Genomic DNA, 12,413 nt, shown 5'->3' with positions numbered 1-12,413 from the left:
CATTATGAGAGCTTATGAAAGACTTTTAAAGTACGTCGTCGTACGTACACCGAGTGACGAGAACAGTGAGACTGTTCCCTCCTCTGCCTGCCAGTTCGACCTGGCGCACATACTCGTTCAGGAGTTAAAGGACCTTGGGGTGTCCGATGCAAGAGTAGACGAGCAGTGCTATGTTTACGGTCATATTCCTGCAACTCCTGGATATGAAGATAAGACAAAACTGGGATTTATCGCACACATGGATACGGTGTCCGATTTCTGCGACCACGATATCGTTCCCGTGATCACAGAGAATTATGATGGGAAAGATTTTGTTCTGGGGACAAGCGGACGTACCATCAGCACAGAGACCTTCAAACATCTGCCTGACTTGAAGGGCCGCACACTGATCACCAGTGACGGTACGACAGTACTTGGGGCTGATGATAAAGCCGGAATCGCAGAGATCATGACCATGATCGAGCGTCTCAACACAGAGAATATCCCTCATGGCCCGTTATCTATCGCCTTTACTCCTGATGAGGAGATTGGAACAGGAGCCTCCCACTTCAATGTGGAAGAATTCGGTGCTGAATTCGGATATACTCTGGACGGTGATACAGAAGGCGAGATCCAATTCGAGAATTTCAATGCCTGCAAGGCACAATTCGAGGTGGAAGGCGTCAATGTCCATCCTGGTTCCAGCAAGGACACCATGGTGAACGCCAGTCTGGTAGCCATGGAGATCAATTCCATGCTTCCATCCGGTGATACCCCGCGTGACACCGAAGACTACGAGGGCTTCTACCATCTGGTAAGTATGTCAGGCGAAGTGGGGCATGCCGAATTGAACTATATCGTCCGTGACCATGATGCTGCTACCTTTGAGGTACGCCAGGAGACCCTCCGTCACATCGAAAAGCTGATGAATGAAAAATGGGGACAAGGAACTGTCAAGCTGACCATCTCCCAGCAGTACCGCAACATGGCAGAAGTCATCGATGGATGCAAGCATTTGATTGACAATGCAAAGAAAGCATGTGAGAATGCCGGAGTCACTCCGCTGATTCTTCCGATCCGCGGCGGTACAGATGGAGCACAGTTAAGCTTTAAAGGACTGCCCTGCCCGAACCTGGGAACCGGCGGTCATGGATACCATGGACCTTACGAGCATATCACGGCAGAAGGCATGGATCTGGCAACAGACATTACCGTTGAATTAGTGAAGATCTACGCACAATAATCAAAAACGAACCCGTGAGCGGGAAGTCTTAAGTATCGCCTTTTACTTCTCACTCACCGGGTTCGTTTTCCTATGTTAAAACAGATCCATCAATTTCTCCCAGACACCTTCTTTTGTTTTCTCTTCTGTCTTCTCGGATTTTACTTCCTCCTTTTTTATCTCATCTGTAGAAAGAACGAACTGTACGGATACAACATTCTGATTCTTAGATGATGTAAAGGATATCGGCACAAAATCCTGATTCGTATATTTGTCCATCATTTCATCAATCCGCTTTTTCATCTCATCGGGCATCTTTTGTGTTTCTTTATTTAAAGTACCCAGGCCGTCTGCCAACTGTGAGACTCCATTCGATAATTGGGCTGCGCCGCCGTCCAGACTGCCTGCACCATCCAAAAGGCTTGCCGCACCATCTGCGCTCTTTCCGATTCCATTGGAAATACCTGCCGTCCCCTCTGCAAGTCCGCGAATTCCATCATCGATTTCCGTGTACTTGTCTGACATCTGCTGAATGCCTTCCATATAATCCTTTAGTCCCTGGTGGAAGCTTTCATACTCATCTGCCAGGCTGCGAATGCCGTCTGCAAGACCTTTCAGACTATCCGGGTCCATATTTTGAAGCATTTCTAGCCGCGTGGATATTTCCCTGATGTTCTCGACCATCGTACCCAGGCCATTGACAAGCTCATCTAAATTTCCACTGACCGCCTGATAGGTCCTTAAAAATGTCATTGCAGACTGATAATTGCCCATCAATTTCCCGAAGGCGGCCTGTGCCTCAGGAGACGCCGTCCCCATCGCCTGTTGGATCTGCCCCAGCTCTTCTTCGGTCAGATCTGTAACGGGATTTGTACTCATCGTATCGTCCAGGGTCTGGAAAATCTGTGCAAAGCCTCCCTGTATTCCTTCCAGCCCATCTGCCAGATCATTCAATCCTTTCGGAAGTGCAATAAGCTGTCCCAAATCCAGACTACCCAAGTCTTCTGTGCCTGCCTTCAAAAGCTGCAGTACCTGATCGATCTTCCCGGACCCATTGAGCACCTCGTCCGCCGCGGCTGCCGCCTGATTCAGCCCGCTCTGGAATTCACCCGAACCGCTGCTTAGAAGACTGGCACCGCTGCTAATACCGTCGGCCCCCACCTTCAATTGGACAATTCCATTCTTAAATTCTGACACTCCGTTCTTCAGCTCATCCGTTCCATTTTGAAGAACCTGTGCGCCGCCCTTCAACTGCTGCGCTCCACCATTTAGCTGTGAGATTCCACTGCTAAGCTGATTCAGACCATCAGTAAGCTGGTCGATCTGCTTGACATCCAACATGTCTGTTCCGGCAGAAAACGGAACGGCAGCGATTGAGATTCCCTTCATCGTAAAGTCGGAGGCATCTGTCTTTACTTCCAGCCTCCCCTCTTTTTCAGGCATGACCGTAAATGTGACCTGTTTATCTGAACCTGCATTTGCTAAAGTGGCATCCTTGGCCACGATATTTTCGCAGATAGACGTATCCAATGTGATGGTGACCTGAAGCATATATTTCTCATAGAAAATAGGATCCACCTTCGGATTCTTTGTTGTCAAGACAGTCAGCCCCACTTTTCCTGATGCGCCAGCAAGCTGCTTCGCACCAATTGGTTTTCCGTCCAATGTGTAATCGATCTGGATATTCCAAGGCAGCTCCTTGCTCACCATATTCCCCTGATAATAGAAACGGCCCTTTTCTGCCTGTGCACTCACACGCCCGCCTTCATATGTAAGAGCCGCTGTATCTGTCAGATTCTCCAAAAGAGAATATTCACCGTAATCCGATATCTCCCCTGATCGGGGCAAATTAAAAGCATTTACTACATAAATCTCCTTCACCTTTCCCTGATTGTCCAGAGAGGAGTAGACCACCTCTTCCTTGGAGACCTGTGGTGCCTGTACATTTTTTTCTTTCTCTTTCGCCATCACATCTGCAGATCCAGCCCCCCAAACCGTGCTTCCCAAAACTGCGGCCATAATCAAAGATGCCGCAATCCGCATTCTCTGTCGATTTCTTCTTTGCTTCCTCATTTTTTCACCTCCCTGTAAAATGAAGAATGATAGGTCAAAATTTCAATTCCTCTGTCCAATAATAAAAGCAGGATTGGTAGAATCGCAGCAACCATCCCCAAAGAAAGGAAGGTCCCGCGCCCCAGCAGCATGCCCAATTCTGCAACGATTGGATTTGATGAAGTAAATTTCAGACAGAATCCTGCTGATGCCAGTATCAAGGCCGATGTCAGAATCGCAATCAGGTTCCGGTTCAGAACGCCTCTGATCGCCTCCCTCTTCTCCATCTCCTTTCTCCGGTTCATATAGTTGTTCGTAATAAAAATCGCATAGTCGATCGTCGCTCCAAGCTGTACCGTATTGATGACAAGAAATCCAATGTAGACCAGCGAGTTTCCTGCAAAATATGGAACAGACAGATTGATCCAGATTGCTGCCTCAATAATAAACAGAAGGATGATCGGAAGCAGCAGTGACTTAAATGTCACGAGCAGTACAAAGGCGATCGCCGCAATTGCAATCCCATTGACCAGCTTCGTATCCGCAGATACTACCTTTTTCATATCATATAGATTTGCGCTCTGCCCGCAGGAATAATATTCTTTGTAATACTCTCCTGCCGCCTTACGTACCTTTCTCACAAGTGAAAAGGCCTCCTTGCCTTCCTCCTTTGTGTCCGTATCCACAACGATCCGTGCATAGTTTTGGGAATAGAAGTTCCCTGCGATTTCCGGTGCTAAGTACCCGGCCGGAATCGTATTTCCCACACTGGTAACATAGGAAACGACACTTTTCACGTGCTCCATACCCTCAATTTTTTCACAGAGAAGGAGCTCCTTGGCCGAATCCCCTTTGGGGACCAGCAACACAATAGAAGTCGACTGCCCGAATATCTGGTTGATCTCCTTGCTGTCCTGCCCCAGCTTCAATGCTGCATTTGCCTCCCCCATGCCATAGATAAAGTTGGAACGTGCCTGTGCCCGGTAGCACGGTATGATGAAAAGAAGAACCAATACAAAGGCAGGAATCCCAACCCTCAATAATATATTTCCAGCTCGTTTCAATTCTGGAATCAGCTTTCTATGCTTTGTCCGATCAATCAGACGATAACATAAAAGGGTCAGTGCCGGCAGAAAGACCATAACGGACAGGTAGCTAAAGAGAATGCCCTTCACCAGGTTGAGCCCTAAGTCCGATCCGATCCGAAACCGCATGAACATCAGTGCCATGAATCCGAACAGTGTTGTCGCTGCACTGGCAGCAACGGATGGAAATGCCAGTCTCATTGCCTTCACCATCGCTGTCTCCACATCCTCGTTCACTTTCCGCTGCTCCTCAAAGTTATGGAGCAGAAAGATCGCATAATCCAGGGAAACCGCCATCTGCAGGATTGGACTGATTGCCTGCGTAATATAAGAAATCTCGCCCAGGAAAATATTGCTTCCCATATTGATCAGTACAGAGATTCCTATAGTCGCCAAGAACAAAATCGGTTCAATCCAGGAAGATGAGGTCAGCAAAAGAATCACGATGATCAGCGGAACCAGAATCATCATGGCATTCATGGACTCCTTCACAGATATCTTCTGCGAAAAGGCATTGGAGGCGGCATCCCCGTCCACCGCATTTTTCTCTCCGATCAGCTCGTAGACCGCATTTGTGGCCTCCATTTCTTTTCCCTTATGTATCGTCAATGTAAAAAGAGCATTTTTATCTTTGTAATATGTTTCCGTCACAGCCTTGTCCTGTATCTGCAGGGGCTCCTTTAGATTCACGACATCATCCAGCCACATTACCGAATCCACACCGTCAATCTCACTGAGCTTTTCTTTATACACCAGGGCCTCAGGTAATGTAATGTCTTTGATCATAACGCGTTCATTCGGGACGGCTTCCTTAAATTCCTTCTGCATGACTTGAAGAGCAACTGTCGATTCTGCATCCTTTGGCAGGTAATCCGCCAGGGTATAATTGATTTTCACCTTCGTCATCAATAAAGCACAGATACCGGAAAGCACTAGGAAAATCATCACTACCAGCTTCCTATGACCTGTTATCTTACGGGCTATCCGTTCCATCTTGCCACCTCCCGTCTGTCCTGATGATCCATTCATTTACAGAATATCATCATAAAATACTTCTCATTTTCATGTTATTATCCGTATTATTTTCTGATTTTTCAATATTTTTATATATATAATTCTACTCTTTTGCTAACAAATCGTCAATTGTATTATGTTTATATTTCATTTCACGGGTTTTGTTAAGGAAATAACTTTTGTTGCTATCTGCTTTCAAGTCTATTATGATGAATCTGTAAAGAAAAGAAGACGGTTTCAAGATGGACAGTCTGCCCAGCAGAAAGGAAGCGATCATAATGGCAGAAAAAACGGCTCAACCATTATTGTTACTCGATAACAGCAGCATGATGTCTGTGCTGAATAAAGGGGAATTCAAATGTACGAACCTCAGCTTCGAGGAGGCCAGAACGATCATCGATATCTATGATGAACCGGAAATACTCAGATGCTTTGCAGATGAGGATATCGAAACGATTATTTTTGATTACCTGGGAATCACAAAGCGCAATTTTCAATATAAAAAAATTCGGAATATGCGGGAGGGACAGGACGCGATTGCCTTCAAGCTTTATGTCACCCCTTCTGAGACTCAGCCAGTCATAGAAGCCCCGGAAGGCGTAGAAGCTAAAAAGATTCAGAACGTATATGTATACTGTCAGCATCTGACCCGGCTCAAATAAAAGCTAAAAGTACAGTTTCTTATATCACAAAAGGATGTGCCATCCTCCTTCCAGAGGATACCGCACATCCTTTTTCATGCTGATACAGTATACAATATTTTTACTCTTCCTTAAATCCTTCTCCCACGACCTCATTCGATTCCATAATAACCGTAAACGCAGATGGATCTACTTCCCGCACAATACGGCGGATCGTATACATCTGTTTGTTATTGCAGGCACACATTACGACCTCTTTCTCAATTCCAGAGTAGCTTCCCCTGCCTTTTAGCAGTGTAGAGCCTCTTCCTGAGTACTCATCGATCTTCTCAGCGACCTCCGGTCCCTTCTCGGTCACGATCAGGGTCATTTTTCCTGCATCAATACCATACATGATCTTATCAATTACTACAGTCAGAAGATATGTGATGATAAAACCATAGATTGTCCCGTCCACATCTTTAAAGATAAATCCACCGATCGCTACGATAATGGCATCCGTAATAAACACGATTTTTCCAAGTGTCAGATGTGGGTGTTTCACTTTTACAGAAACGGTAATGAAATCCATACCTCCTGTTGAGGAGTTGTTCATAAAAATCAATGCATATCCAAGTCCCGAGAAGATACCTGTGCAGATCGCTGCAAGCATCCGGTCACCCGAGTATACCGGAAACAGTGGAACTACATAGTCAATAATCAGTGATGTAATAATAACGGAACGGACAGAACGGACAAAAAATTCCTTCCCCAGCGTACGGTAGCATCCAATCGCGATCGGCACGTTGAGCAGCATGGTCACCCATCCAATTGGCAGCCCGAATAGATGGTAAAAGATTAGGGCGATACCTGAGATTCCTGCCAGCGGAAAGGACGCATTCGCCGCAAAATTATAGATTCCGACACCGATCAGAATACCTCCTGCAACATCAATAAAAATATCATATGCCAACTTTTTTATACTTATTTTCTTCATCTGCCTCACCTCTCTAAAATAGTTTTCCCCAATTAAGCACAAAAAAGAACACCTACAAATTATAAATTATAATTCGCATGTGCTCTTCTCTGTTCCTTAGTCTAATTCAAATATGATATTTTGTCAACACCCTGGATCGATTATTTTCCAAAAAAAGTAACTATTCCCTACTGTTCATTCGCAAACTTGACACTTGCTATCGAACTATGCCCAAAGCTGACAGCCAGAGAGATTTATTGAATCTCTCCATTTTTAAATTTCATAATCATCTCATTGGTCAGACTGTCCCGGGAAGGTTCTACCGGTATCTTATCTCTTTCGAACCATTCAGCAAGCGCTAACTCTTCCTCGTCTAATGTAATCTTATCCTCTCCATCCAGGTCGCAATAAAATCCCATCAGAACCGTATCGCTGAAAGACCATGGCTGGCTCTTATAATAGCGGACGTTCTTTACCTTGAGTCCGACTTCCTCCATGACCTCCCTCTTTACCGTCTCCTCTACCGTCTCTCCGATCTCAACAAATCCAGCAAGGAGTGCATATTTCTTGTAGCTTCTGCCCGCATATTTACTCATCAATATCCGGTCGCCGTCCAGTACGCCGATAATCGTGGCTGGGCTGATCTTCGGATACTCCATATTGTGGCACTTCTCACAAAAAAGCATCCGCTCCTTTTCATCCTTCTTCAAGAAGCTTCCGCAGCGCCCGCAGTATTTATGATTCTTATACCAGTTATAAAGCTGGTAACCTGTAATCCCTGCGAATGCCCTATACTGTGGGTCGGCTGCCCGAAAGACCTCGGTATTCTCCATGGTAAAAGGAGACAAACGCACCCGGTTGATCTCATCGACCAGATAATAACGCTCTCCATCTATGGCAAACAGATACGTATACTCCTCATAAATCTCTTCATTCAAATGCTCAATATCTCCAAATGTCGGGTATTCTATCCCCTCTGCTGTCTTTCTCATCAGTACAGCATGGTCTTCAAAATACAGGGCAATACTGTCCTTCTCGGGCGGCTTAGGCCTGTATTCATTTCTATATTCATGTGGTGCTATATCCTGAATCATATCTTCTCCCTGCTTTCTTTATATTCTTAATAATCATACCACACTTTCAACCCGACTGAAACCCAAAATCCCATTTCTTAATATCCCCTCCCCAGGAAGAGGTTTTGGGAAATCTGATAAAAGCTTCGTATTGACTTCTTCGCTAAACTGATAAATAATAATAAATAGCGTTAATAAGTACAGGAAAGGAGATCTATATGAAAATTGTATTTTTAGATGCAAAAACAATCGGAGAAGACATTGACCTCTCCCAGTTCGATGAGCTTGGAGAGGTCGTGAAGTATCCATTTACGGCACCCGAAGAGGTCCCAAAGAGAGTTCAGGATGCGGATGTCCTTATTATCAATAAGATTGAGATCAATGAGAAGTCGATCCATTCGGCTAAAAATTTAAAGCTCGTCTGCGTAACAGCCACAGGCACCAACAACCTCGACAAAGACTATCTGGAGCAAAGAGGGATCGCCTGGCGCAATGTTGCCGGCTATTCCACGGAATCCGTGGCACAGCACACCTTTGCTATGCTCTTCTATCTCCTGGAAAAGCTTCGCTATTATGACGATTATGTAAAAAGTGAGCAATACGTAGGAGATACGGTTTCCACCCATTTTAATGAACACTTCCATGAGCTCCATGGCATGACCTGGGGCATCATCGGACTCGGGAATATCGGACGTAGAGTCGCAGATATTGCAGCCTTTTTCGGTGCAAAGGTGATCTATTATTCTCCTTCCGGTTCTTCCTCCCAGAAGGGCTACTGTCAGGTAGATTTTGATACCCTGCTTACTACCTCGGACATCATATCTGTACATGCTCCGCTGAATCAATATACTGAAGGACTCATGAATCAGGATGCATTCAAAAAAATGCAGCCGCACGCGATCTTCCTGAATCTTGGCCGGGGCCAGATCGTTGACGAAGATGCACTTGCTGCTGCATTATTAGAGAACAAAATTGCTGCTGCCGGACTGGATGTTCTGAAAGAGGAGCCGATGTCAAAAGACAGCCCGTTCTTAAAAATCAAGGACAGCCGAAAGCTTTATATCACTCCTCACGTCGGCTGGGCAAGTGTGGAATCACGCACCCGCCTGATGCAAACTATCGCCGGTCAAGTGAGGGATTTCTTTTCCCAGACCTAATGTTTCTTTTTCCTGCCTCGAAACAGGGAAGACAGCATCATAAATACAGAACCTGCCATAATGAAAAAATCACCGAGATTATACGTAATTTCTGTGATTTTTTTCCATTTGGTACGGAAACCGACATAGTCGATCACATAGCCTCTGATCCATCGGTCAAAGGTATTGCTCCAGGCCCCTGCCGCCATCAGGGAAAGTCCTATCTTTTTTAAATAATGCTTTCTCCTTATCAATGTGATCAATTGATAGATGGTCACAATGAACGTCATAAATACTGAGGAAATCTTTACAAATTCAGGTTCGTTCTCCAGCAGGTTCAGACAGAAACCTTTATTGTAGACCTTGCGCAGAAATACCTTTCCGTTGCCAAAGGACCTCTCCTGTCCTTTTGTCATATAACCTTCCACATAAGACTTTGCTGCAATATCAAGCAGTGCAAGGCTTAATGTCAGGCTCATTAAAACAAGGATAATCATAATATCCCTCCTATTCTTCCATCATGCTCCTGACCTTCTCTTCTGCCTCCTGAGCCATCTGCTTCACAGATTCTGCTGCATCTGCAGTCTTATCTTTGACCGCCTCTGCCACATCCATTGTTCCCTCTTTCACGGCCTGTGCTGCATCTGCAGTCTTTTCCTTCACTGCATCGACCGTATCTGATACCTTCTCTGCTGCATCAGCCGCTTTTTCTTTCATCTCATCTGCTGCCTCACCGCTCTTCTCCTCCGCTGTCTCAGCCATGTCTTCTGTCTTCTCACGCAGGATATCCGCTGCCGCATCTGCTTTTTCACGGACCATATCTGCTGCATTCTCTGCTGTCTCTTTTACCTTTTCCGCCATATCTGCGACTTTCTCTTTTACTGCTCCTGCATAATCAGTGGTCTCCCCGCCAGTATTCTCCGGTGTCTTTGCACCGCAGTACGGACAGTACGCCATATCCTTACCTACGGACTTACCGCATCCCTCACAGGTCACATCACCTTTGACCTCTGAAATCTGCTGCTCATATTTTCCGATCGTTTCCTCTCGGTTCTGGATCGCCTCACAGTATCCTGCTGCTTCCTCCTCCATAGTCTCTCCAGCCTTGAACCGGTCATATACCATTCTTCCGAGTTCTGCATAATCTCTTTCGTTCCCACGTTCCAGCGCCCTGATCTGATTCCTTAAACGCTGCACCTCTACTGCCTCACCAGCTTTGTTGGTCACTGTCTCCGCAGTCTCCCCGATCTTTCTGCCTAAATCTTCAAAAAATGATTTCATGTCTTTCTAGTCTCCCTTCGTTTTGAATCCTGCCGCTCCCTGAACCTAATTTATTCAGAAAAATCCTGTACAGATTCCATATTTATATACATTATACCCTATAACCAACCGACTTCAACCGATTTCCTTTTTATTTTATAAAAATTTAGCATATAACCCGGACATTCCCGTAATATCTGCACTGGCAGTTATAAAACCCGGCGGCTGTTTCATATATTGTCTATAAAAACAACAGGAACATACATATGGACCAAACTTTATGCAGACAGCGGATCATGTCCGAGGACTACCGCGATTTTATCGTTTCCAGGACACGTCCGCTCGACATCGGAGAAATTCTTCCCGAACAGCTCTGTGAACAGGAGGCTGATTATGATTACCGATGTGTCTATCTCCCCAAAGTCCTCGGTGATCCAATCAATCTGGATCGTTTTTTTTACACATCCATCCCCAAGTGTTATACACTGCTCAGCATGGAAACCATGAATCAGGCAGGAATCCTTCCCATCCAGAATTACCCCACACTACAACTCAAAGGGAATGGCGTCTTAATTGGTTTTATTGATACGGGAATCGATTATACCAATTCTATTTTTCGTAACCTGGATGGTTCCTCCCGGATCATGGGAATCTGGGACCAGACTATCCAGGAGGGAACACCTCCGCCGAATCTGGCCTATGGGTCGGAGTATACAAAAGAAATGATTGACCGTGCTCTTCGTGAGGAAGACCCGAAATCAATCGTTCCCTCTGAAGATACGAACGGACACGGAACCTTCGTTGCAAGTCTTGCCGCCGGAAGCGGTAACCCCGCAGAACAGTTCATCGGTGCCGCACCGGAAGCGTCTCTTGCTGTCGTCAAGCTCAAGCCTGCCAAGCAGTATCTGCGCGACTATTATTTTATCCCTGACACCGCCCCCTGCTATCAGGAGACAGATGTCATGCTTGGACTCCGATATCTGAATGAGCTGGCCGAGAGGCTCAAGATGCCCTTGATTATGTGTATCGCCGTCGGCACGAATATGGGCGGCCACATTGGAGTTCTTCCTCTGTCTAGTGTGATTGAGTATTATGGGACCTCCGTCAATCGAATCCCCGTCATAGGCGTAGGCAACGAGGCGGATCAGCGCCATCACTTTTCCCATCCTGTACAAGATGGTTCCCCCATGGAAACAGTGGAAATCCGAGTGGGCGAAAATGTGGAAGGCTTTACAATGGAACTGTGGACAGAGATTCCCAACGTACTGTCTATTTCTTTGATTTCTCCTTCTGGAGAAACGACACCGACTATACCGCTCCAAACTGTAACGACCTCCATACTTAACTTCATTCTGGATCGGACGCAGGTGTCCATAAATTACCGGATCATTGTCGAACGAAGCACCTCGGAGCTGGTCCATTTCCGGTTCCGTGCGCCTACCCCTGGAATTTGGCGGCTGATCATCAATCCGGTACGCGTGATCAACGGATTATATCATATCTGGCTTCCGGTCAAAGAGTTTTTAAGCGGGGAGGTCTATTTTCTAAGCCCGGACCCTTATTATACTCTGACGAACCCGGCAAATACTGCAAGCAGCATCGTTGTTTCCTATTATGACGGCAACACCAATAGTATCGCACTGAGCTCCGGCCGGGGCTATACCCGGAACGAAAGAATCAACCCGGACATCACCGCCCCAGGCATCAATGTAAAGGGGGGACTCCCAAGAGAACGTTTTGCCGTCCGTTCCGGCTCCAGTATCTCCACGGCCATTACTGCCGGGGCCGCCGCCCTTCTCATGGAGTGGGTCGTCTTCCAGCTCGGAACTCAGGGAATCGACTCCTATCAGATCAAAAGCCTATTCATACTGGGCGCAGTGCGGCCGGGATTTATGACCTATCCTAACCGGGAATGGGGATATGGACAACTGAACGTTTATAATATTTTTGAGGAAATACGGAATCTATAGAATGGATTCGCCTGAACACAAAAGGA

General features: G+C 46.1%; 10 protein-coding genes. 4 read left to right on the top strand and 6 right to left on the bottom strand.

Going from position 1 to position 12,413, the window contains the following annotated elements; genetic code table 11:
• Positions 1-4 precede the first annotated feature (4 nt).
• On the top strand, positions 5-1,222 hold the full coding sequence (gene pepT, locus HGO97_RS02340; protein WP_216239042.1) for a peptidase T: 1,218 nt from the start codon (positions 5-7) through the stop codon (positions 1,220-1,222).
• 75 nt (positions 1,223-1,297) lie between these two features.
• On the opposite strand, the gene HGO97_RS02335 is transcribed toward pepT, so the two are convergent.
• Positions 1,298-3,274, bottom strand: coding sequence for a hypothetical protein (locus tag HGO97_RS02335; protein ID WP_216239041.1), 1,977 nt, complete (start codon positions 3,272-3,274; stop codon positions 1,298-1,300).
• On the bottom strand, positions 3,271-5,331 hold the full coding sequence (locus HGO97_RS02330; protein ID WP_216239040.1) for an efflux RND transporter permease subunit: 2,061 nt from the start codon (positions 5,329-5,331) through the stop codon (positions 3,271-3,273). The genes HGO97_RS02335 and HGO97_RS02330 overlap by 4 nt, the downstream gene beginning before the upstream one ends.
• A gap of 299 nt (positions 5,332-5,630) precedes the next feature.
• On the opposite strand from HGO97_RS02330, the gene HGO97_RS02325 reads away from it, so the two are divergent.
• Positions 5,631-6,014, top strand: coding sequence for a hypothetical protein (locus HGO97_RS02325; RefSeq protein WP_216239039.1), 384 nt, complete (start codon positions 5,631-5,633; stop codon positions 6,012-6,014).
• A gap of 100 nt (positions 6,015-6,114) precedes the next feature.
• On the opposite strand, the gene HGO97_RS02320 is transcribed toward HGO97_RS02325, so the two are convergent.
• Both HGO97_RS02320 and nudC read right to left on the bottom strand, forming a co-directional pair.
• Positions 6,115-6,969 carry a YitT family protein gene (locus HGO97_RS02320; RefSeq protein ID WP_216239036.1) on the bottom strand — a complete coding sequence of 285 codons (855 nt, stop codon included), beginning with the start codon at positions 6,967-6,969 and terminating at the stop codon, positions 6,115-6,117.
• A 233-nt stretch (positions 6,970-7,202) separates the two neighbouring features.
• Positions 7,203-8,042 carry an NAD(+) diphosphatase gene (nudC, locus tag HGO97_RS02315; RefSeq protein ID WP_216239034.1) on the bottom strand — a complete coding sequence of 280 codons (840 nt, stop codon included), beginning with the start codon at positions 8,040-8,042 and terminating at the stop codon, positions 7,203-7,205.
• 197 nt (positions 8,043-8,239) lie between these two features.
• On the opposite strand from nudC, the gene HGO97_RS02310 reads away from it, so the two are divergent.
• Positions 8,240-9,178, top strand: coding sequence for a D-2-hydroxyacid dehydrogenase (locus HGO97_RS02310; protein WP_216239032.1), 939 nt, complete (start codon positions 8,240-8,242; stop codon positions 9,176-9,178).
• Here HGO97_RS02310 and HGO97_RS02305 read toward each other — a convergent pair.
• Together HGO97_RS02305 and HGO97_RS02300 are read right to left on the bottom strand one after the other, a co-directional pair.
• Positions 9,175-9,654, bottom strand: coding sequence for a signal peptidase II (locus tag HGO97_RS02305; protein ID WP_216239030.1), 480 nt, complete (start codon positions 9,652-9,654; stop codon positions 9,175-9,177). The genes HGO97_RS02310 and HGO97_RS02305 overlap by 4 nt on opposite strands.
• Positions 9,655-9,664: 10 nt before the next feature.
• Positions 9,665-10,438 (bottom strand): apolipoprotein A1/A4/E family protein, encoded by a 774-nt coding sequence (locus HGO97_RS02300; RefSeq protein ID WP_216239028.1) that lies wholly within the window; start codon positions 10,436-10,438, stop codon positions 9,665-9,667.
• A 245-nt stretch (positions 10,439-10,683) separates the two neighbouring features.
• Here HGO97_RS02300 and HGO97_RS02295 point away from each other — a divergent pair, with 245 nt between their 5' ends.
• Positions 10,684-12,387 (top strand): S8 family peptidase, encoded by a 1,704-nt coding sequence (locus tag HGO97_RS02295; protein WP_216239026.1) that lies wholly within the window; start codon positions 10,684-10,686, stop codon positions 12,385-12,387.
• The last annotated feature ends 26 nt before the right edge of the window (positions 12,388-12,413 follow it).

The sequence above is a fragment of the Faecalicatena faecalis genome (genome assembly GCF_012524165.2).
In the GTDB taxonomy this organism is placed as follows: Bacteria; Bacillota; Clostridia; order Lachnospirales; family Lachnospiraceae; genus Faecalicatena_A; species Faecalicatena_A faecalis.
This window is presented reverse-complemented; position numbering and strand designations above follow the sequence as displayed.